We start from the raw sequence: 21,142 nt of genomic DNA, 5'->3' as shown, positions 1-21,142 counted from the left end.
ACAGGTCGGCGGTTGTCCACAGAGTTGTTGTTCGCCCAGGTCACCGGACCGGGCGCGACGGAGTCGATCGTCATGCTTCGACCCGTGGCAGACAAACAGGCGCTCGGCGCATACGGGGAGAAGCTCGCCGCGCAGTTCTTGCGTGAGTCGGGGATGGAGATCGTCGCCCGCAACTGGCGATGCCGCTACGGCGAACTGGATCTGATCGTCCAGGACCCGACGGTCACGGCGTTCGTCGAGGTCAAGACGCGGTCGGGCCTGGGGTTCGGCACCCCGGCCGAATCGGTCACCTTCAGCAAACAGCAGCGGATCCGTCGGCTCGCGCTGCTCTGGCTGGCCGAGCAGCAGGGCCCGTGGCGGCGGATCCGGTTCGACGTGGTGTCGGTGCTGGTCCCGCGCGGACACCGGCCCGTCATCGACCACCTGGCCGGAGCCTTCTGATGGCGCTCGGTCGCGCGTTGTCGGTGGCGGTGACCGGGGTCGACGGTCAACTGGTCGAGATCGAGGCCGATATCGGCCAGGGCCTGCCCTCGGTGAACCTGGTCGGCCTGCCCGACACGGCGCTGCAGGAATCGCGCAATCGGGTGCGCGCGGCGGTCGCCAACACGGGGGAGAAGTGGCCCGACGGCCGGGTGATCCTGGCCTTGTCCCCGGCCACGCTGCCGAAGGTGGGCAGCGTCTACGACCTGGCGCTGGCGGTGTCGGTCCTGGACGCGTCCGGTGCGGTGCCGGGGGAGCGGCTGGCCAAGACCGTGCTGCTGGGCGAGCTGGCCCTCGACGGCCGGGTGCGACGGGTGCGCGGGGTGCTGCCCGCGGTGATCGCCGCGCGCACCGCGGGCGTGCCGACGGTGGTGGTGCCCGCGGCGGCGGTGGCCGAGGCCGGGCTTGTCGAGGGAATCGAGGTGCTCGGCGCGGTCAGTCTGCGCGCGGTGGTCGCCTGGTTGCGCGGTGAAGGCAGTCTGCTGGAACCGGACGGGAGGGTCCCCGGGGCGCAGGCGCCCAGCGGCGACCTGAGCGATGTCGTCGGTCAGGACGAGGCCCGCTGGGCATTGGAGGTCGCGGCGGCCGGCGGCCACCACCTGTTGCTGACCGGGCCGCCCGGGATCGGCAAAACGATGCTGGCGCAACGCCTGCCAGGTCTGCTGCCACCCCTGTCGGAGGCTGAATCGCTGGAGGTCACCGCGATCCACTCGATGGCGGGTTCGCTGTCGGCCGAACAGCCGCTGATGACGCTGGCCCCGTTCGTCGCCCCGCATCACTCGACCTCGGTCACCGCCATGATCGGCGGTGGTTCCGGCATGGCTCGGCCGGGCGCGGTGAGCCGGGCACATCGCGGGGTGCTGTTCCTCGACGAATGCGCGGAGATCGGCACGAAAGTGCTGGAGGCACTGCGCACTCCGCTCGAGGAAGGCGAGGTGCGGATCGCCCGGCGCGACGGTGTCGCGCGCTACCCGGCCCGATTCCAGCTTGTGCTCGCGGCCAATCCCTGCCCGTGCGCGCCGGCTCGCGACGTCGACTGCATCTGCGCGCCGCTGGCCCGGCGGCGCTACCTGGGCAAGCTGTCCGGGCCGCTGCTGGATCGCATCGATATCTGGGTGCAGATGCACGGTCAGGCGGGAGCGACGTTCGGTGACGCGCAGGTCGAGAGCAGCGCCGGTGTCGCCGCGCGGGTCGCTCGGGCCCGTGGGCTGGCCCTGCAACGCTGGAGCGCCGACGGCTGGGCCACCAATGCCGAGGTGCCGGGACATGTTCTGCGGCAGCGCTTCCGGTTGCCTCGGGAGTCGATCGCACCCATCGAGACGGCCTTGCGGCTGGGGCGGATGTCGGCCCGAGGCGCGGATCGGGCGATCCGGGTCGCGTGGACGATCTGCGACCTGCGCTGCGGGGAGATCCCGAGCGTGCAGGACGTGCTGTCGGCCTTGAACTTCCGGCAGCGAGGCGCCCAGTGAGTGGGCCGCGTGCCGCGGCGGCCGGTAATTCACCGGTGGCGTTGGACGTCGACGAGCGCAGACTCGCCTGGGTATACCTGTCGCGGGTGGTACAGGGGCCGTGCGCGCCGTTGTCGGCGCTGATCGCCTCGGTCGGGGTGTGCGAGGCGGCGCGGGCCGTGCGCGAATGCGAACTGCCCGAGGCATTGCGTGGCCCGACGGCGGCTCGGCGGGAGATCGACACGGCGGCCGACGATCTGGCGGCGATACAGCGGCTGGGCGGGCGGGTCATCACCCCCGACGACGACGAGTGGCCCGGCTGGCGGATGCTGGGCCTCGACCAGCTCGACAGCGAGCGTGACCGCGAGGGCGCGGTGCCGCTGGTGCTGTGGGCACGCGGCCCGCTCTCGCTGCGGACGGCGTCCGAACGCGCTGTCGCCGTGGTCGGTTCGCGCTGCAGCAGCGGCTACGGGGTGCAGGTGGCGAGCGAGATCGCCTGCGACCTGGCCGGGCGCGGTTGGACCATCGTCTCGGGCGCGGCCTTCGGCATCGACGCGGCGGCGCACCGCGCGGCCCTCGCCGTCGGCGGCCCGACCGTGGCCGTGCTGGCCTGTGGTGTCGACCGGCCCTACCCCGCCCAGCACGACCGCCTGCTGTCCGCCATCGCCGAGACCGGCCTGGTCCTGAGCGAATATCCGCCGGGCACCACCGCCCAGAAGCATCGATTCCTGGCCCGCAACCGGCTCATCGCCACTCTCGGTGACGGCGTCCTCGTCGTCGAAGCCGGCCTGCGCAGCGGCGCCCGCAACACCGTGAAATGGGCCCGCCGTCTCGGCCGCCCCGCGATGGCGGTCCCCGGCCCCGTCGGGTCCGCGTCCTCGGTCGGCTGCCACCGCATGATCCGCGAGGGCGAAGCCGTGCTCGTCACCCGCGCCGAAGACGTCATCGACGAGGCGGGCCCCCTCCGCTTCCCCGTCACCGATGACACCCCCGACCCTGCCGCTCACCTGCGTGGCGCCGAAGCCGACGTCTACGCGGCCCTCCCCGCCATCGGCTCCCGCCTCCCCGTGGACCTGGCCCACCAATCCGGCCTCGACGTCGCGACGGTCCGCGCTGTCCTGGTCGGCCTGGAACTCGCCGAGTTGGTCGGGTGCGATTCCGACGGCTGGTTCCGCACCCGAGGCCGGGGGTCGAGATGAAGGGGCCTCGACCGGCGCACGCCAACCGAGACCCTGTGCGCCGGTGCGATGTAACGGCGCAACGGCACCGTGACAGCCGGGTGCGCGGATCGCGTCCTCTCGCGCACCAGACGAGATCACCGTGTCCGCAGATCGCGTCCCCCGCGCGTCAGCCGCAGCCGGTCGCGGTCGTCCGCGTAGTCGGTCGTGTCGGCCGCAGACGTCCATGCAGTCGATGCAGTGCGCCCCTGGTCGGCTCGTGTGGCCCTCGGCGACGGAAACTGCGGCGTACCGGATTCCGACCAGGCCGAACTCCCGACCTACGGCTTACCCCGCAAACACGCCCCTTCCGCCCCGCAAACACGCCTCCCTCACCCGCACGCCGCGCGACGCGGGGGAATCTCACCTATTGCCAGGCTGTTGCCGCGCATAGTGATCGCACCGGGGACCGTGCCGCACGCTGCCTGAGCTGCGCGGTGCCGGTGCCGCGGATGAGCCGGGGCGGAAGTACGGAGTGCCGGGGCGACATACGGGGCGCTGCCGGCGAGGAGACCGCTGTGCAATCGGACCGCAGGCAGTCAGCGCGAGACTACGTGCGGTGCGCCGCGCCACGTGCGTATCCGGTGAGCGGGGATGGTCGAGGGTCTGGGTCGCGCGGCGTGGTGGGTTGCGTGGGGTGGCTGGACGGGCGACGGTGGGGGAATGGATGTGTTGCCCGACGACCTGACCGCGCTGCTCACGGAGTTCGGGCGGCATCTGCGGTTGGGGCGGAATCGGTCGGCGCATACGGTGCGGGCCTACGTCGGGGACGTACGGTCGTTGCTGGAACATCTGTACGCGCGGTCGGCGGATTCGTCGGTGCGGGAACTGGATCTGTCGCTGTTGCGGTCGTGGTTGGCCGAGCTGGCGGCGTCGGGCGCGGCGCGGACGACACTGTCGCGGCGCGCCTCTGCCGCACGGACTTTCACTGCCTGGCTCACCGAGACCGGACGCCTGCCCATCGACCCGGGTCTGCGGTTGCGGGCGCCGAAGGCACACCGGGTACTGCCCGCGGTCCTGGCGCAGAGGCAGGCCGTGCAGGCGATGGACGCGGCGGAATCAGGGGCAGCCCAGCAGGACCCGATGGCGCTACGGGACCGGCTGATCGTCGAGATGCTGTACGCCACCGGCATTCGGGTCAGCGAGCTGTGCGGCCTCGACATCGACGACATCGACCGGGAGCGTGCTCTCGTGCGCGTCCTGGGGAAGGGCAACAAGGAACGCTCGGTGCCCTTCGGCGGCCCCGCCGACACCGCACTCGACGCCTGGCTCCGTGCGGGCCGACCGTCCCTGGCCAACGAGCACTCCGGCCGGGCACTGCTGCTCGGTCAGCGCGGCCGCCGCCTGGACCAGCGCCAGGCCCGCACCGTCGTCCACGAGGTCGTCTCGGCGATCCCCGGTGCTCCGGACATGGGCCCGCACGGCCTGCGCCACACCGCCGCCACCCACCTGCTCGAGGGCGGCGCCGACCTGCGCGTCGTCCAGGAACTCCTCGGTCACGCCAGCATGGCCACCACCCAGCTCTACACGCACGTCTCCGTGGAACGCCTCAAACGAGTCCACGACCAGGCCCATCCCCGCGCCTGAACGCAGGCGAGGTCGCGCAGGCCCACGCTCACTGGCGAGCGACTGCCGTGCGAGTAGGCGATTCCCGGCGTGCGGTAGTCCGCCCTGCGGTTTGCCAGCCGACGATCCCTGGCCTTGCGCGCTCGCCGGCCTGCACGACCTGGCGCGATGACGGGTGAGTTCGCCACGTCGCGATCGGCCCGGTCGGTGCCAAGGTGAAGCGGTCGGCGCGTTGCCCGGCCGGTAGGCGCGCGCACGGCAAGATGGGGTTCGGAGGTGGTCGGCGATGGCATTGCCCGATGTCGGGGGTGAATCCGAGGACGGGGAAGAGGAACTCGACTATCGATTCACCCTCGCCAATGAGCGGACATTCCTGGCCTGGGTACGCACGGCGCTCGGTCTGCTCGCCGGTGGCGTCGCCGTGCACACACTGGTCCAGCCGCTCCGCCTGGCCGGACTCGGCGGCATCATCGCCGTGAGCTGCCTGGTGATGTCCTTCGCGGTAGCGCTGGGAGCGTTCCGACACTGGCAGCGGATAGACGTCGCGATGCGCACCGGACGACCACTACCGGGAACCGTCCTGGTCCCCGTGCTGTCGGTCGGAGTCGCTGTCGTCGCCGCACTCGCCTGCCTGGCGGTGCTGCTGTCGTGACGCCCCCGACTTTGGCGATGGAACGCACGGCACTGGCCTGGCGGCGGACTTCCCTGGGCGCAGCCGGCTGTGCGTTGCTGTTCGCCCATGAGGTCACGGCGGACGGGTGGCCGACGAACGCGCTGCCGATGGTTGCCGCGGCAGTCTCCCTGCTGCTGAGCTTTCTCGGATGGTTCCGAGGTCGCGCGCTCCATCAGGGCCGGGTGGAGGCCGGGCGACATGTCGTGACCGCCACCGCCGTCGCTGTCGCGATGATGGCGCTCATCGGGGTCGCCGGGGTGCTGGTCACCGGACTGATCGACTGATCAGCGAGACGGATCTCGTGGGCGAGGGCGTTCGAGAGCGACCGTGCCGTGGATCTCCTCGTGTCGCGCGCCGAGCGCGGGCACAAAGTCGGCACCGAGCGCGGGCTGTGATGCTCAGTCGCTGGTAGGCAAGGTTTTCAGGTAGCGATGGGCGAACCAGCGTTGGATCAGCCGGACGACCGGTCCGCCGACCGCCACGTACCAGGCGCCCGGGCGGGAGAACGCTGTGACCAGGCCGTACACCGTGTCGTCGGTGGGGTCGTATTCGACGGCGAACAGTTCCTCGCCGATCTCGGGATGCCCGGGCAGGGTGCCGTAGGCGAAGCCGCGGCGGTTCGGGTCGTCCAGCACGTAGACGACCCGGCACGGCGCGACGATGCCGACCGGGCCGAGACCGATGCGCACCGTCAATTCCGTTCCCGCCACCGCGGTGTCGGTATCGGATCGATGGAAGACACCGGCGCCCTTCTGGATCCCGAACGCGAGGATGTGGGTGGCGGTCCGGTCGAACAGTGCGCGGCCGTGGCCGATCGGGCGCCGCAGCTCGAACCGGTCGTAGCCCGCGGGGAAGGTGCCACGGGTGGCACCCACCTCGGGGTAGGTGAAGGGCGCTGATTCCTTTGGCACACCCCGATTGTCGTCCCGCGTTCGGGCGCGATGAACCCGGTGCGGCCGAGTGGTTCGTCACAGCGCGGGTGCCAGCGGTTTCAACCGGACCGGCACCTCGTGCAGCAGACCCAGCGGATCGATGTACTCGCGCCGCGCGTGCTCGCTCGCTTCCCGGCGCGCACCCCAGTGCAGGCACGCGGTGGCCGGACACCCCTCGTGTCCGGCCACCAGGGTCCCGATCGGCGTGCCCCTGCTCACCCGGCTCCCCACGGCGATGTGTGCCCGCACCGGTTCGTAGGTGGTGCGCAGTCCACCGGGATGGTCGATGGACACCACCGGCTTGTCCGCCACCACACCGGCGAACACGACGATGCCGTCCCCGGCCGCCAGCACCGGCTGTCCCTCGCTGCCCGCCAGATCGACCCCGCGATGACCCGGCAGCCAGTTCCGCACCGGCTTGTCGAACCGCCGTTCCACCGTCGGCCGCGGCCGCAGCGGCCACCCGAACATCCCCTGCTCGGCCCCGGCGGCCGGTGCGCCACCGCAGGCCGGCCCCGCCACCATCACCGCCGCACAGACGACCGCCACCGCCCGCACGCGTCGCGGTAACCCGAAACTCGCGCCTGCCCGGAGGTTCGCCCGGGGCGAGCGATGTGCTCGGGCACCCCGGCTCGGTCGAGCGCTCGACCGACTCGGAACCGGCAGCACCGCTGGCTCTCCGACGACAGACGCCACCAGGCATGGGGCTCGCACCAGCTCAACGATGCGGTCGCGGCGCGGGCACACGCTGTGGCGTGATCAACGTCTGCACCAGATCGCGCAGCGCGGCGGGCAACTCCGCCGCCGATCCACCGCCTCGCACGACGATCTGCACCTCCACGGGCGCCGCCCGCCCGCGATCACCGGCCGGGCCCGCAGCGGTCGTCAGATCGCGCACGGTCACCCGAACCGGCACCGGCGCGGGCGGCGCGTCACCACGCGGAGGCGCCGCCGCCCCGTGCCGCTCGGGTGCGACGGCGGCCGCGCCACACACCGGGGTGACGGGCGTTTCCGCACCGGGATGCGCCGCGGCGGGCGCCGCCAGCACCCCCGTGGCGCAGAGCAGCGGAATCGTGGAGATCAGGGTTCGTGGGAAGGTGTTCATGCCCCTACTCTCGGGGGAGATCACCCCGGGCAGACCTCCGATCCGGCAACTGGGGACAACCTCGCCGGATGTGGATACCGCGCACTTCACCACCTGTTTCGGCGGGCGCTGTCAGGGGGCGATTTCGGGCCTGGCCCCGCTCCGCGTAGACTGATCAACGCGGTTTGTGCTGGGCACAGCAGGAACCGACTTCGCGCGCCACCCGTGCTCGTCCATCCGGTCGCCGCTCGCATACGCAGGCAGTCCGTGAGGGCATGTTCGCGCGAGTTCTCCAACGGATGAACAGTGGAATCGTCGGCTGGTCCCGGTCTCGCAGACCTGGGTCCGGCGGTTTCGGTGGCGCCAGGGCAGTCGATCGCCGATCGGCTGCGTCAACCGGCAACGAAAGAGAGATACGGGAGCTATGGCTGTCGTAACTATGAAGCAGCTGCTCGACAGCGGCGCGCACTTCGGGCACCAGACTCGTCGGTGGAACCCGAAGATGAAGCGGTTCATCTTCACCGACCGCAACGGCATCTACATCATCGACCTGCAGCAGACGCTGACCTACATCGACAAGGCCTACGAGTTCGTCAAGGAGACCGTCGCCCACGGTGGCACTGTTCTCTTCGTCGGCACCAAGAAGCAGGCCCAGGAGTCGATCGCGGCCGAGGCGACTCGCGTCGGGATGCCCTACGTCAACCAGCGCTGGCTGGGTGGCATGCTCACCAACTTCTCGACCGTCCACAAGCGCCTGCAGCGCCTGAAGGAGCTCGAGGCCATGGAGCAGACCGGTGGCTTCGAGGGTCGCACCAAGAAGGAAATCCTCATGCTGACGCGTGAGATGACCAAGCTGGACCGCACCCTCGGTGGTATCCGCGACATGGCCAAGGTGCCTTCGGCCATCTGGGTCGTCGACACCAACAAGGAGCACATCGCCGTCGGCGAGGCGCGCAAGCTGAACATCCCGGTCATCGCGATCCTGGACACCAACTGCGATCCCGACCTGGTCGACTACCCGATCCCGGGTAACGACGACGCGATCCGTTCCGCCGCTCTGCTCACCAAGGTCGTCGCCTCCGCGGTGGCCGAGGGCGTGCAGGCCCGCGCGGGCCAGGCTTCCGGCGACGCGAAGCCCGAGGCCGGCGCCGGTGAGCCGCTCGCCGAGTGGGAGCAGGAGCTGCTGGCTCAGGCGACCCCGGCCGCCGAAGCTGCCGTCGAGACGCCCGCCGAGGCCGAGGCCGAGGTCAAGGCCGACCCGGCGCAGCACACCCCGGCCGACTTCTGAGCTGATCGGTAGCTCTACGTTCACCTTGCCGGCCCTTCTGAATTCAGAAGCGGTCGGCAAGGTGGTGTAAACACCCAAGCACCCCACACACGAGGAGGCTCGCCCCCGATGGCGAACTACACCGCTGCTGACGTGAAGCGGCTCCGCGAGCTCACCGGCTCCGGCATGATGGACTGCAAGAACGCGCTGGCCGAGTCCGACGGCGATTTCGACAAGGCCGTCGAGGTGCTGCGCATCAAGGGCGCCAAGGATGTCGGCAAGCGCGCCGAGCGCGCGACCGCCGAGGGCCTGGTCATCGCCAAGGACGGCGTCATGGTCGAGATCAACTCCGAGACCGACTTCGTCGCCAAGAACGCGGAGTTCCAGGAGCTGGCCGAGGCCGTCGTCACCGCTGCCGCCGCAGGCAAGCCGGCCGACCTCGACGCCCTCAAGGCGCTCAAGCTCGACAACGGCACCGTCGACGAGGCCGTGCAGGCGCTGGCCGCCAAGATCGGCGAGAAGCTGGAACTGCGTCGCGTCATCTCCTTCGAGGGCCCGGTCGCCACCTACCTGCACAAGCGTGCGTCGGACCTGCCGCCCGCCGTCGGCGTGCTGGTCGAGTACACCGGTGAAGGCGATGCCGCCGCCGAGGCCGCCCGCGCCGCCGCCATGCAGGTCGCCGCGCTCAAGGCCCGCTACGTCACCCGTGACGAGGTTCCGGCCGAGCTGGTCGAGAACGAGCGTCGCGTCGCCGAGGCCACCGCCCGCGAAGAGGGCAAGCCGGAGGCCGCGCTGCCGAAGATCACCGAGGGTCGCGTCAACGGCTTCTTCAAGGACGTCGTCCTGCTCGAGCAGGCGTCGGTCACCGACTCGAAGAAGACCGTCAAGGCCCTTCTGGACGAGGCCGGTGTCACCCTGACCCGCTTCGCCCGCTTCGAGGTCGGCCAGGCCTGATCCGCCTGAACGAGAGCCCCTCGGGAGCAGCGTCCGTCTGCCCCCGAGGGGCTCTTGCCGATTCCTGACGGCACCTGCCCCTGGTTCCGGGGTCTCCGCGTTGCGCAAGGGGGTCTTGTGCGGTGACGCGAACCGGATAAGGCAGGATGGATGCCGCTTCGCCTTGCTGTGTGGCCGATTCGCGTGCCCGCAGTTCGACCCATATCGACCTTGCCGAAGGAGACGAACACCCATGACCGACCCGGGTACCGACCGCCCTGGATACAACCGGGTGCTGCTGAAGCTGGGTGGGGAGATGTTCGGTGGCGGCGGGGTCGGCCTCGACCCGGATGTCGTGCAGACCGTGGCCGAGCAGATCGCCGAGATCGTCGAGACCGGCGTGCAGGTGGCCGTGGTGATCGGTGGCGGCAACTTCTTCCGCGGCGCCGAGCTGGAGGAGCGCGGCATGGAACGCGCCCGCTCGGACTACATGGGCATGCTCGGCACCGTGATGAACAGCCTTGCGCTGCAGGACTTCCTGCAGCAGCAGGGGGTGGACACGCGTGTGCAGACCGCCATCACCATGGGGCAGGTCGCCGAGCCGTACCTCCCGCTGCGGGCCAAGCGGCACCTGGAGAAGGGCCGCGTCGTGATCTTCGGTGCGGGCATGGGCATGCCCTACTTCTCCACCGACACCACCGCCGCCCAGCGCGCGCTCGAGATCGGCGCCGACGTGGTGCTGATGGCCAAGGCCGTCGACGGCGTCTTCGACGCCGACCCCCGCGTCGACGAGAACGCGAGCATGTTCACCGAGATCACCCACAAGGAAGTGATCGAGAAGGGGCTGAAGGTGGCCGATGCGACCGCCTTCAGCTTGTGCATGGACAACCAGATGCCGATTCTGGTGTTCAATCTGTTGACCAAGGGCAACATTGCCCGCGCAGTCGCCGGTGAGCACATCGGCACCTTGGTTCGGTCCTGATCCCGCAACCGCGGAAGATGACGATGACGACGCTGTGGAGGAACCGGTCGTGATTGATGAAGCGCTCTTCGATGCCGAGGAGAAGATGGAGAAGGCCGTCTCGGTGGCGAAGGACGACCTCGGAACCATCCGCACCGGCCGCGCCAACCCGGGCATGTTCGCCCGTGTCGTGGTCGATTACTACGGGTCGCTGACGCCGATCACCCAGATGTCGAGCATCACCGTGCCGGAGCCGCGCATGGTGGTGATCAAGCCCTACGAGCAGAGCCAGCTCGGCCCGATCGAGAACGCGATCCGCAACTCCGACCTGGGCGTGAACCCGACCAACAACGGTGACATCCTGCGCATCACGGTGCCGCAGCTCACCGAGGAACGTCGCCGCGAGATGGTCAAGATGGCCAAGGGCAAGGGCGAGGACGCCAAGGTCTCGATTCGCAACGTCCGGCGCAAGGCGATGGACGAACTCGGCCGGATCCAGAAGGATGGCGAGGCGGGTGAGGACGAGGTCGGGCGCGCCGAGAAGGAGCTCGACAAGACCACCGCCAAGTACGTGGGCCAGATCGATGAGCTGGTCAAGCACAAGGAAGCCGAACTGCTCGAGGTCTGAGCGCAGATCTCGCCAGTCCCGCTCGTGCGGGGGATGAACGGAACGACGAGTTGAGCGACGGGACAATCGTGGCCGAAGACGCCGCCGCCACCGGAGCGGCACCGGAGCCGATGCCGGACCGGGTCGAGGAGACCGCCGCGGCGGCAGGCACACCGGACGACGTGGCGCCTGCCGAGCCGCAGGCGCCGACGTCGCGCGCGGGTCGTAACCTGCCCGCGGCGCTGGCGGTCGGCCTCGGCCTCGGCCTGTCGCTCATCGCGATCCTGCTGTTCGTCCCCAAGGTGTTCATCGGGGTGGCGGGCGCGGCGGTCGGCGTGGCGACCTGGGAGGTCGCCAAGCGACTGCGCGAGGCCGACGTCCTGGTCCCGCGGATCCCGCTGCTGGTCGGCGGCCAGGCGGTGTTCTGGCTGGGCTGGCCGTGGGGCGCCCAAGGCGTGGTCGGCGCGTTCGCCGCGACAGCGCTGGTCTGCATGGTGTGGCGGCTGTTCGACCACGGGTTGAGCACCGCGCCCAAGAACTTCCTGCGCGACACCGCGATCACCCTGTTCACCCTCACCTGGATCCCGCTGCTCGCCGCGTTCTCGACACTGCTGCTGCTCGAACCCGACGGCAACCTGCGGGTGCTGACGTTCATGATCCTGGTCGTGTGCTCCGATGTCGGCGGCTATGTCGCCGGCGTGCTGTTCGGCAGGCATCCGATGGTTCCCGCGATCAGCCCCAAGAAGTCGTGGGAGGGGTTCTGCGGTTCGCTGGTGTTCAGCGTCATCGGTGGTCTGCTGACCGTCACGCTGCTGCTCGAGGCGAACTCGATGATCGGCGTCGTGCTCGGTATCGGCTTGGTGGTCGTGGCGACCTGCGGCGACCTGATCGAGTCGCAGATCAAGCGCGAACTCGGCATCAAGGACATGGGCACGATGCTGCCCGGCCACGGCGGCATCATGGATCGCCTCGACTCGATGCTGCCCTCGGCGTTCGTGTCCTGGCTGGTGCTCAGCGCGCTGCTCTGAGCGTCAGGGCTTCTTCGCGGCGTGGCGCAGCTGCAGGATCCGCACCCCGCCGACGAGTCCCATCACCAGCGCGCCCGCGATCACCGAGAGCAGCACGGTGATGCCCAGCGGCAGCGAGAAGTCCCAGAACAGCAGGTTGACCTGCGCCTGGTCCAGGTTCTGGATGATGAAGATCAGCAGGACGATGCCGATGATCGCGGCGGCGAGCAGGCCGATCCAGGTGTAGCCGGTGCGTGAGCCGTGCACACCCTTCGGGGTGACGCGCTTGGCCGGAGCCTGCGTGTCCTTGCGGTGCGGAGTGGTGTCGGTCTGCTCGCTCGTCGGCGCCGCGGGCTCGGGCGCGGCCGGTGACGACCCTGATTCGGCATTGGTGGACATGGTTCGATCATTGCCGACAGCTATCACCCGTGCACGCATCTTCTCGATAACGACGTTCGGCGTGGCGGCCCGCCCACCGGGGCCGTTGCCGCGTTTGGGACAATGGTGGAATTATGGCCACCTCCCTGCCCCTCGTGTTCGATGCCCCGCGTCGCGGGATGCCCCCGCGTCACCTCGCCGACCTCGACGCGGACGAACGCAAGGTCGCGGTGCAGGAGCTGGGACTGCCGAAGTTCCGCGCCGATCAGCTGGCCCGGCAGTACTACGGCAGGTTGCAGGCCGACCCGGCGCTGATGACCGATCTGCCCGCCGACGTGCGCGCGAAGGTCGGCGAGACGCTGTTCCCGCCGCTGCTGTCGGTGGTCCGCCACCTCGCCTGCGACGAGGGCGACACCCGCAAGACGCTCTGGCGCGCCCACGACGGCACCCTGCTCGAGAGCGTGCTCATGCGCTATCCCGACCGCAATACGCTGTGCATCTCCAGCCAGGCGGGCTGCGGCATGGCGTGCCCGTTCTGCGCGACCGGCCAGGCCGGGCTGACGCGCAACCTGTCGACCGCCGAGATCGTCGACCAGGTGCGCGCCGCGGCCGCCGCGCTGCGCGACGGTGAGGTCCACGGCGGTCCGGGCCGGCTGTCCAACATCGTGTTCATGGGAATGGGCGAGCCGCTGGCCAACTACAAGCGCGTGGTGAACGCGGTCCGCCGGATCACCTCGCCCGCGCCCGACGGTCTGGGCATCTCGCAGCGCTCGGTGACGGTGTCGACCGTCGGCCTGGCGCCCGCGATCCGCAAGCTGGCCGACGAGGACATGTCGGTGCGGCTGGCGGTGTCGCTGCACACCCCCGACGACGAGCTGCGCGACACCCTGGTGCCGGTGAACAACCGCTGGTCGATCGCCGAAGTGCTCGACGCCGCTCGGTACTACGCGGACAAGTCCGGGCGCCGGGTGTCGATCGAATACGCGCTGATCCGCGACGTCAACGATCAGCCGTGGCGGGCGGACATGCTCGGCAAGAAGCTGCACAAGGCCCTCGGCCCGCTCGTGCACGTGAACCTGATCCCGCTCAACCCGACCCCGGGCAGCGAGTGGGACGCCAGCCCGAAGCCGGTCGAGCGCGAGTTCGTGCGCCGGGTGATCGCCCAGGGCGTCTCGTGCACGGTGCGCGACACCCGCGGCCAGGAGATCGCGGCCGCCTGCGGCCAGCTCGCCGCCGAGGGCTGATCCACTACTCGATGCCGATCGGCTGGGTGAAGTCGTCGTAGGGCAGTGGGCCGTCGACGAAGGCGTTCACGGTCAGCGTGTTGAGCGTGATGTCGCCGCCGTGGTTGTCCAGGAAGGCGATGTCGGAGGCGTCGCGCCCGGTGGCGATGCGGACCAGGCTCGAGCGTGGCGCCAGGCAGGTCGGGTCGAGCGCGCGCCACGCGCCGTCGACGTAGGCCTCGGCGACGGCGTGGAAGTCCATCGGCACGCAGCCGGGGGCGTAGACCGCCGCCACGCGGGCCGGGACGCCGACCGCGCGCAGTAGCGCGACCACCAGGTGGGAGAAGTCGCGGCAGACGCCGGTGCCCGACAGCAGGGTCTCCACCGCGCCGTCGATCGGAGCGCTGCTGCCCGGGACATAGGAGATCCGCCTGCCGACCCACGCCGCCACCCGAGCGGCCATGTCCGGATCGACGATGCCGTAACCGAATTCGGCGGCAGCGTAGCCGAGCAGCTTGTCCGACTCGGCGTAGCGGCTGGGCCGCCGGTACAGCGCGATCTCGTAGTCGGTGGCCGGTGCGGGGATCGCGGTGCCGAACACCGTCGCCTGGTAGTCCAGCCGCAGCGTGCCTGCCTGCGCGTCGAGCACGTGGAGGCGGGAATGGTGCGGGCCGATCACCTCGCGGGGCGTGACGTACTCGCCGTCGAGTACGCACGTCATGGATTCGATCAGATCGAGGCCGGGTTGCCGGGCGACGGCGATCTGCCACTGCAGCACCGCGTCGGCGTGGACCGTGATCTCCATGCTCGCGGACACATCACGCTTCACGGCTCCAGCCTGACAGGCCGCGGCGCGCGGGGCGACTCGAACACGGGCGCGTGCCGGTCGCGAAGTCACAACGGACGGGCATCGGCCTCGTCGTGCCGGACCGGCAGCGCCGCCATCGGTGAGACCCGGGCACCTTCGGTCCGGCCGCACCGCGGGATCCGGGCCCGTGCCGAGGCCGGCCACCGGGTTGTCGGCGGAGTGCCGATCACGTTGCGGCCCAGGCGTTATCGGCACGGAACCGGAACGAGGCCCGCATCCGAGATCGTTGACTATGGCGCGCGGAACAGCCTCTGTCACAGTCACTCTCGAACTCGAGGCGGGCAATGCCTCCCTCATGGTTCTCGGCAAGATGCTCGGCCCCACCGGCATCCCGCCGTTCGAAGTCAAACGCCGCTACGACGCGGCGACGGCCGATCGGCGCGGGGAGATCATCCCCGCCGTCATCACGATCGATGCCCGCAAACGCTGGACCATGCGGCTCAAGACGCCGCCGACGGCCTCGCTGATCCGCGCGGCACTCGGCAAACCCGGCTCACCCCGGCCCGGCCACACACCGGTGGGCGCCCTCACCCGGGAACAGTTGCGGCGCATCGCACTCCGCAAACTGCCCGACCTGAACACGACCGACGTCGAGGCGGCGATGCGGATCGTCGCCGGAACGGCCCGGTCGATGGGTGTGCGCGTCGAAGACTGAGCGTCGTCCGGCATCGCCGGAGGGCGATCTCGCGGCACCCGCCGACCGCCGCGCCACGATGTCCGATCCCGCGTGGTCAGGCGCTAGGTTGAGGGTGGCCGACCGGCGGGATGCGCACCGGCGGCCGGACCGAACGGCCGCCAAGGGCGACAACCAGCGGTGGCTCGACGATCTCGCGGCGCGTCTGGCCAAGGCGTCACTGTGATCCGAATACCGAGCGCCGAGTCGACCCGTCGGCCTCGAATCCGGGTTTTGGTAGGGTCCTGACGCGTCGATCGACGCGGGAGATTCGGGGGCAGGCAGTGATTTCCGAGGGGGCGATCTTCGCCGGATACACCATCGAGCGCCAACTCGGCCGTGGCGGAATGGGATCGGTGTATCTCGCGCGGCATCCGCGGTTGCCCCGGCAGATCGCGCTGAAGCTGCTGAACGCGGAGTTGTTCGCCGACACCGAGATTCGGGCCAGGTTCGAGCGGGAAGCAGATCTGGCGGCGCAGTTGGAGCATCCGAACATCGTCACGGTCTACGACCGGGGTGTCGATGACGGACGGCTGTGGATCAGCATGCAGTTCGTCGACGGGGTCGACGCGGCGACCATCGAACATCCGGTGGCGGTCGAGCGGGCGCTGCACATCGTGGAGGGCACCGCGGCGGCCCTCGATCACGCGCACCGCAACGGCGTGCTGCACCGCGACGTCAAGCCCGCCAATATTCTGCTGGCCGACACCGACGGCCGGGAGCGGGTGTTGCTGACCGACTTCGGGATCGCCCGGCCCCGCGACGATGTGCACCACCTGACCCAGACCGGCACCTTCACCGCCACGCTCGCCTACGCCTCGCCCGAACAGCTGACCGGTGCGTATCTGGATCATCGCGCCGATCAGTACTCGCTGGCGTGCACGCTGTATTCGATGCTCACCGGCGTCGCTCCGTTCGAGGCGACGAATCCGGTGCTGGTCATCCAGGGCCACCTCCAATCGCCGCCGCCGTCGCTGCGGGCGCACCGGCCCGATCTGCCCGTCGCGCTGGACACCGTGCTCGCTCGCGCGCTGGCCAAGCGGCCGTCCGACCGTTTCGACTCCTGCGCGGAGTTCGTCGCGGCCGCGCGGCGCGCGCTCAGCGGCACCGGGGCACAGCCGACCGTGTTCGCGGGGCAGTCGGTGCCGCAGTTCGCGCATCCACCGTTGCCGCATCCCGCTGTGCCGCAACGCTCTCCGGGGTACCCGCCACCGTTCGCGGCCCCCGCGCCCTATCCCGGGCGGCCGAGGCCGGTGCCGCGACGGCGCAACTGGACGCCGGTGGTCCTGCTCGCGGTGCTGGCCCTGATCCTCGGCGCGACCTACTGGGTGTGGCAAGACGACAGCTCCCCGCTCGCCGACGCCCTGCACCGCTCCGCCGGACACCAGGACATGGACGCGCTGCACGCGGCGTTCCCGCAGATGCTGCCCGACGGGTACAGCAGCGGCCGGGTCATCGGTGATCGGCTGTGCTCGGGCCGCCTCACGGCGTCGAAGTACGGCGAGGAGTGGATGAAGACGTTCGACGGCTACCAGGCGAAGTGGAACTGCGCCGACAATTTCGTCGGTGACACCCACTACGCGTTCTTCACCTATCCCACGGCCCAGGCCGCCGCCGACGTCGTCGGCCGATTCCGGCAGCAGACGAAGGACCACGGCCAGGCGACCACCGGCACCCGCACCGACGACCGCCGGGAACGGTCCAGCGGCGGCCGGTACGTCGGCTCCGCGATCGTGTCGACCTTCGCCGAACCTGCCCGAGCGCGCTGGGTGCTGCTGTTCTATCGCGGCTCCGACGACACCCCCTTCGCGGGCAACACGGTGGAGAAGAACATGCCGACGCTGATCGCCGACGTCGCGGGCTTCCCGCTCGGCTGACCCCGGTGTCCGCGCGACCCCGTACCGCGGCGAACGGTGTTTGGTAGGGTCCACACCCGTCGGACGACGAGCGAGATTCGGGGGTCAGAGTGGTTTCTGACGGGACGGTATTCGCCGGATACACGATCGACCGGCAGCTGGGCCGCGGTGGGATGGGGTCGGTGTATCTGGCCCGGCATCCCCGGCTGCCGCGCTGGACCGCGCTCAAGCTGCTGAACCAGGAGCTGTACTCCGACAAGGAGATCCGGGCCAGATTCGAGCGGGAGGCCGATCTGGTGGCCCAGCTCGACCACCCGAACATCGTGACCGTGTTCGACCGCGGCGTCGAGGGCGATCAGCTGTGGATCAGCATGCAGTACATCGACGGGGTCGACGCGTCCATGCTGGATCCGCGGTCGCTGCCGCCGGACCGGGCGGTGCAGATCATCGGCGAGACCGCCGCCGCGCTCGACTACGCGCATCGCGCGGGCGTCCTGCACCGAGATGTGAAGCCGGCCAATATCCTGCTGGCCCGATCCAACAGCCAGGAGCGGGTGTACCTCACCGATTTCGGGATCGCCCGGCTGCGAGACGATTCCGGTCACCTCACCGAGACGGGATCGTTCACCGCCACGCTCGCCTACGCCGCGCCCGAACAGCTCACCGGCGTCCCGCTCGACCATCGCGCCGACCAGTACTCGCTGGCCTGCACGCTGTACTCGCTGCTGACCGGGACCGCGCCGTACGAGGCGCCCAGCCCGGCCGCCGTCATCACCGGGCATCTGCAGGCACCGCCCCCGCCGGTCAGCCCGCGCCGCGCCGGGCTGCCGCCGGTGCTCGATGCCGTGATGGCCCGCGCGCTCGCCAAACGACCCGCCGACCGGTTCTCCTCCTGCGAGGAATTCGTCGACGCCGTGCAGCGGGCGCTGCGCACCGGCACCGGTGGCGCGGCGACGGTGCGGCCGACCTCCGGTGCCCATCCGCAGCCGTTCGTCGGGATGGCGCCGATGAGCCCGGTCAGCGGGTCGGGGGTGCCGTACCCGGTGAACCGTCCGCCGGTACCCCCGTACCAGCCCGTCGCACCGCGCCCGGTCGCGCCGCCCGGGTGGCAGCGCCCGGTGCCGCCGCCGATGCCGTATCCGGCGCCGTCGCGCAGCGGGTGGGGCTCGGTGCTGACCACCTTCCTGATCCTGATCGCCGTCGTCGGGTCGATCATCGCCGTGCTGTGGGTGCTGTCGAACCTGTGATCGGTGGTCGGGGCCGCCCGGCGGGTGCCATATTCTGGTCAGAATGAGCGACTTCGATGTCACCGCCGCCGACTCCATCGACCTCGCCCGGCTGCGTCGCTTCGTCGCGGTCGCCGAGGAACTGCACTTCGCCCGGGCCGCGAAGGGCCTGCGGATCTCCCGGCAGAGCCTGAGCGCCACCGTCATCGAGCTGGAGCACGAGCTCGGTACCAGGGTGTTCGTGCCGGGGGCGTCGCCGACCCAGCTGACCGAGGACGGCGCGGCGCTGCTGAACCATGCCAGGGCGCTGATCAGTGCGCAGGAGCAGGCCGAGCGGGAGCAGAAACCGGAAGCGCCCGCGAGCCTGCGGGTCGGGTTCGTACCCGGTGTCACCGTGTCGAAATGGGCGCGGATCTGGGGTGACCGGTTGCCGGACCATCCGCTCGAGGTCGTCGGGGTCGCGCAGGGGGAGCAGGAGAGCGCGCTGCGCGAGGGGCGCGTCGACCTGTGCTTCGTCCGGCTGCCGATCGACCGGACCGTGATGAATGCGATCCCGCTGTGGCAGGAGACCCCGGTCGCGGTCGTCCAGAAGGACGACGCGCTCTCGCTGCTGGAGACCATCACGCCCGCCGACCTGGCCGAGGAGCGGCTGCAGGACGGCACCGATCTCGATCAGGCCGCCGACACCCTCGCGCTGGTCGCCGCGGTCGGCGGCGCGACGATCGTGCCGCAGTCGATCGCGCGGCTGCATCACCGGCGCGACCTGGTCTACCGGCCGGTCAGCGACACCGAATTCACCGAGATCGCGCTGGCCTGGCCCGCGGGCAGCGACAGCGAACTGCTCGAGGAGTTCGTCGGGATCGTGCGCGGCCGGTCGGCGAACAGCTCGCGCGGCGCGGTCGCGGCGGAGCCGGCACGGCGGGCGGCGGCCGCGCCCGCGCGCAAGAGCGCCGCGAAGAAGCCGACGGCCAAGCAGCAACCCGCTCGTGGGGGCAAGGGGCGCAAGACCGGCGCGCGGCGCGGCCGCTGACACCGCGCACACGACAACGCCCGCGGCGCGAGAAAGTCGCTGCCGCAGGCGTTGTCGGTGAAGTCGGAAGCTAGCGCGGGATGCGCTGGGTCAGCGAGTCGATGACCAGGATCACCGCGATCAGGCCGGCCAGGCCGATGAGGAAGATGTCCTCGATGTGGCCCTGGTGGTTGCCGAAGGTCATGCCGAGCAGGATCACCACGACGACCCAGGCCGCGATGCGGAAGGTCTTGCGCGACTCACCGCTCCAGCCCCACGCGGCCGAGGGCACCTCGGCGGGATCGACGCTGGTGGCGACGGCGCGCTCGGTGCTGACTGATTCGAGGTCCGTGGCGGCCACGATCGCTCCTTAGGGCTCGAGTTCTGGTTGGGCGAGTGAGCATATCGTGGCATACGACCGTCCGTCGTAGCCAGCAGCCCTGCCACAATGGGGCCGTGTCCCACCCAGCTACCCGTGCCGCACACGGCCAGTCCACGTCCACCGACCGGGTGAAGGTGCTGCTCCTGGGCAGTACCGGCTCGATCGGTACCCAGGCGCTCGAGGTGATCGCCGCCAACCCCGACCGCTTCGAGGTGGTCGGCCTCGCCGCCCGCGGCGGCAATCCCGCGTTGCTCGCCGAGCAGATGGCGGCCGTCGGCACCCGCAATGTCGCCGTCGCCGATCCCGCCGCCGCCCAGTCGCTCGACCTCGAACTCGGCGGCCCCGACGCGGCCACCGAACTCGTGCGCCGCACCGAGGCCGACGTGGTGCTCAACGCGCTGGTCGGTGCGCTCGGTCTCGGCCCCACCCTGGCCACCCTGGAAGCGGGCACCCGGCTGGCGCTGGCCAACAAGGAATCCCTGGTCGCCGGTGGATCCCTGGTGACCCGCGCGGCCGCGCCCGGCCAGATCGTCCCGGTCGACTCCGAGCACTCCGCCCTCGCGCAGTGCCTGCGCGGCGGCCGGGCCGACGAGGTCGCCCGGCTGGTCCTCACCGCGTCGGGCGGGCCGTTCCGTGGCTGGACCGCCGAGATGCTCGAATCGGTGAACCCCAGCGAGGCCAAGACCCATCCGACCTGGTCGATGGGCCCGATGAACACCCTCAACTCGGCGTCGCTGGTGAACAAGGGCCTGGAACTGATCGAGACCCACCTGCTGTTCGGGGTGCCCTACGACCGCATCGATGTCACGGTGCACCCGCAGTCGATCGTGCACTCGATGGTCACCTTCACCGACGGCTCGACCCTCGCCCAGGCCAGCCCGCCGGACATGAAGCTGCCGATCGCCCTGGCCCTGGGCTGGCCCGACCGGGTCCCCGGCGCGGCGGCCGCCTGTGATTTCGGCACCGCGTCCACCTGGACCTTCGAACCGGTCGACGACGAGGTCTTTCCCGCCGTGCGCCTGGCCAGGCAGGCCGGCGAGGCGGGCGGCAGCGTCACCGCCGTCTACAACGCCGCCAACGAGGTCGCGGTGCAGGCGTTCCTCGACGGCAAGATCACCTTCCCGGCGATCGTGCGCACCGTCACACAGGCGGTAGAGGCCGCCGATCGCTGGCACGCGGAACCCGATACCCTGGACGACGTCCTCGCGGCCGACCGCTGGGCACGTCGGTACGCCGCCACCATCGTCGCGTCCTGACAGGACCTGACCGACGAACTGACCACCACGTTTTCGGCCGCCTCGCGTCCGAGTAGCGAGACGGAACGCCGCAGGCGCAGTATCGCTGCTCGGACG

Annotated in this window: 23 protein-coding genes; 17 read left to right on the top strand and 6 right to left on the bottom strand. The window is 70.4% G+C overall.

All coding sequences use genetic code 11. From position 1 onward, the window contains the following. Positions 1–84 precede the first annotated feature (84 nt). The 6 genes from ACIO52_RS27120 to ACIO52_RS27095 all read left to right on the top strand — a co-directional run bounded on the left by ACIO52_RS27120 (position 85) and on the right by ACIO52_RS27095 (position 5,668). Complete coding sequence (locus ACIO52_RS27120; protein ID WP_218716837.1) at positions 85–441, top strand: YraN family protein; 357 nt, start codon at positions 85–87, stop codon at positions 439–441. Beyond that, a complete protein-coding gene (locus ACIO52_RS27115; RefSeq protein ID WP_218716838.1) occupies positions 441–1,949 on the top strand; it encodes a YifB family Mg chelatase-like AAA ATPase in 1,509 nt (502 codons plus the stop codon). Before ACIO52_RS27120 ends, ACIO52_RS27115 begins: the two co-directional genes overlap by 1 nt. 35 nt (positions 1,950–1,984) lie before the next feature. After that, positions 1,985–3,127 carry a DNA-processing protein DprA gene (gene dprA, locus ACIO52_RS27110; RefSeq protein WP_402647818.1) on the top strand — a complete coding sequence of 381 codons (1,143 nt, stop codon included), beginning with the start codon at positions 1,985–1,987 and terminating at the stop codon, positions 3,125–3,127. Positions 3,128–3,808: 681 nt separating this feature from the next. Next, the gene (locus tag ACIO52_RS27105; protein ID WP_218716839.1) at positions 3,809–4,732 is read left to right on the top strand and encodes a tyrosine recombinase XerC; all 924 of its coding nucleotides are present in this window, start codon (positions 3,809–3,811) and stop codon (positions 4,730–4,732) included. A gap of 265 nt (positions 4,733–4,997) precedes the next feature. Continuing rightward, entirely contained in the window at positions 4,998–5,363 is a 366-nt protein-coding gene (locus tag ACIO52_RS27100; protein ID WP_218716840.1) for a YidH family protein, read from the top strand. Further along, complete coding sequence (locus tag ACIO52_RS27095; RefSeq protein ID WP_402647814.1) at positions 5,360–5,668, top strand: DUF202 domain-containing protein; 309 nt, start codon at positions 5,360–5,362, stop codon at positions 5,666–5,668. The genes ACIO52_RS27100 and ACIO52_RS27095 overlap by 4 nt, the downstream gene beginning before the upstream one ends. A gap of 114 nt (positions 5,669–5,782) precedes the next feature. Here ACIO52_RS27095 and ACIO52_RS27090 read toward each other — a convergent pair whose 3' ends face one another. The 3 genes from ACIO52_RS27090 to ACIO52_RS27080 all read right to left on the bottom strand — a co-directional run bounded on the left by ACIO52_RS27090 (position 5,783) and on the right by ACIO52_RS27080 (position 7,421). Further along, positions 5,783–6,295 carry a DUF1990 family protein gene (locus ACIO52_RS27090; protein ID WP_402647811.1) on the bottom strand — a complete coding sequence of 171 codons (513 nt, stop codon included), beginning with the start codon at positions 6,293–6,295 and terminating at the stop codon, positions 5,783–5,785. A 57-nt stretch (positions 6,296–6,352) separates the two neighbouring features. Beyond that, the gene (locus ACIO52_RS27085; RefSeq protein WP_316575567.1) at positions 6,353–6,841 is read right to left on the bottom strand and encodes a M23 family metallopeptidase; all 489 of its coding nucleotides are present in this window, start codon (positions 6,839–6,841) and stop codon (positions 6,353–6,355) included. 193 nt (positions 6,842–7,034) lie between these two features. Continuing rightward, positions 7,035–7,421: a hypothetical protein gene (locus ACIO52_RS27080; protein ID WP_402647809.1), complete on the bottom strand. Its 387-nt coding sequence runs from the start codon at positions 7,419–7,421 to the stop codon at positions 7,035–7,037. Between the two features lie 403 nt (positions 7,422–7,824). On the opposite strand from ACIO52_RS27080, the gene rpsB reads away from it, so the two are divergent. From rpsB to ACIO52_RS27055, 5 genes are all read left to right on the top strand, one after another. Beyond that, positions 7,825–8,688, top strand: coding sequence for a 30S ribosomal protein S2 (rpsB, locus tag ACIO52_RS27075; protein WP_189024364.1), 864 nt, complete (start codon positions 7,825–7,827; stop codon positions 8,686–8,688). A gap of 108 nt (positions 8,689–8,796) precedes the next feature. Continuing rightward, a complete protein-coding gene (gene tsf, locus ACIO52_RS27070) occupies positions 8,797–9,621 on the top strand; it encodes a translation elongation factor Ts (protein ID WP_218718497.1) in 825 nt (274 codons plus the stop codon). A gap of 232 nt (positions 9,622–9,853) precedes the next feature. Then, the gene (pyrH, locus tag ACIO52_RS27065) at positions 9,854–10,582 is read left to right on the top strand and encodes a UMP kinase (protein ID WP_218718496.1); all 729 of its coding nucleotides are present in this window, start codon (positions 9,854–9,856) and stop codon (positions 10,580–10,582) included. A gap of 49 nt (positions 10,583–10,631) precedes the next feature. Next, on the top strand, positions 10,632–11,189 hold the full coding sequence (gene frr, locus ACIO52_RS27060) for a ribosome recycling factor (RefSeq protein ID WP_030202900.1): 558 nt from the start codon (positions 10,632–10,634) through the stop codon (positions 11,187–11,189). A gap of 110 nt (positions 11,190–11,299) precedes the next feature. Continuing rightward, on the top strand, positions 11,300–12,196 hold the full coding sequence (locus tag ACIO52_RS27055) for a phosphatidate cytidylyltransferase (protein ID WP_218718507.1): 897 nt from the start codon (positions 11,300–11,302) through the stop codon (positions 12,194–12,196). 3 nt (positions 12,197–12,199) lie between these two features. Here ACIO52_RS27055 and ACIO52_RS27050 read toward each other — a convergent pair whose 3' ends face one another. Further along, entirely contained in the window at positions 12,200–12,574 is a 375-nt protein-coding gene (locus ACIO52_RS27050; protein ID WP_316575564.1) for a lipopolysaccharide assembly protein LapA domain-containing protein, read from the bottom strand. A 113-nt stretch (positions 12,575–12,687) separates the two neighbouring features. On the opposite strand from ACIO52_RS27050, the gene rlmN reads away from it, so the two are divergent. Continuing rightward, positions 12,688–13,797, top strand: coding sequence for a 23S rRNA (adenine(2503)-C(2))-methyltransferase RlmN (rlmN, locus tag ACIO52_RS27045; RefSeq protein WP_342802114.1), 1,110 nt, complete (start codon positions 12,688–12,690; stop codon positions 13,795–13,797). Between the two features lie 4 nt (positions 13,798–13,801). Here rlmN and ACIO52_RS27040 read toward each other — a convergent pair whose 3' ends face one another. Then, on the bottom strand, positions 13,802–14,605 hold the full coding sequence (locus ACIO52_RS27040; RefSeq protein WP_316575562.1) for a transglutaminase family protein: 804 nt from the start codon (positions 14,603–14,605) through the stop codon (positions 13,802–13,804). 271 nt (positions 14,606–14,876) lie between these two features. Between ACIO52_RS27040 and ACIO52_RS27035 the strand changes: the two genes are divergently transcribed. The 4 genes from ACIO52_RS27035 to ACIO52_RS27020 all read left to right on the top strand — a co-directional run bounded on the left by ACIO52_RS27035 (position 14,877) and on the right by ACIO52_RS27020 (position 19,429). Further along, on the top strand, positions 14,877–15,299 hold the full coding sequence (locus ACIO52_RS27035) for an uL11 family ribosomal protein (RefSeq protein WP_218718492.1): 423 nt from the start codon (positions 14,877–14,879) through the stop codon (positions 15,297–15,299). Between the two features lie 302 nt (positions 15,300–15,601). Then, positions 15,602–17,194, top strand: a complete 1,593-nt coding sequence (locus ACIO52_RS27030; protein WP_402647801.1) for a serine/threonine-protein kinase — start codon at positions 15,602–15,604, stop codon at positions 17,192–17,194. Positions 17,195–17,283: 89 nt separating this feature from the next. Beyond that, positions 17,284–18,420, top strand: a complete 1,137-nt coding sequence (locus tag ACIO52_RS27025) for a serine/threonine-protein kinase (RefSeq protein ID WP_218718490.1) — start codon at positions 17,284–17,286, stop codon at positions 18,418–18,420. Between the two features lie 43 nt (positions 18,421–18,463). Then, positions 18,464–19,429: a LysR family transcriptional regulator gene (locus ACIO52_RS27020; RefSeq protein ID WP_218718489.1), complete on the top strand. Its 966-nt coding sequence runs from the start codon at positions 18,464–18,466 to the stop codon at positions 19,427–19,429. Between the two features lie 70 nt (positions 19,430–19,499). Here the strand turns inward: ACIO52_RS27020 and ACIO52_RS27015 are convergent, their stop codons facing one another. Beyond that, entirely contained in the window at positions 19,500–19,769 is a 270-nt protein-coding gene (locus ACIO52_RS27015) for a DUF2631 domain-containing protein (RefSeq protein WP_218718488.1), read from the bottom strand. Positions 19,770–19,864: 95 nt separating this feature from the next. Here ACIO52_RS27015 and dxr point away from each other — a divergent pair, with 95 nt between their 5' ends. Further along, positions 19,865–21,046: a 1-deoxy-D-xylulose-5-phosphate reductoisomerase gene (gene dxr, locus ACIO52_RS27010; protein ID WP_316575559.1), complete on the top strand. Its 1,182-nt coding sequence runs from the start codon at positions 19,865–19,867 to the stop codon at positions 21,044–21,046. Positions 21,047–21,142: the final 96 nt, after the last annotated feature.

Source organism: Nocardia sp. NPDC087230 (assembly GCF_044744725.1).
GTDB lineage: Bacteria > Actinomycetota > Actinomycetes > Mycobacteriales > Mycobacteriaceae > Nocardia > Nocardia canadensis.
Note: the sequence above shows the minus strand (reverse complement) of the source record. Positions and strands in the feature narration are given on the sequence as shown.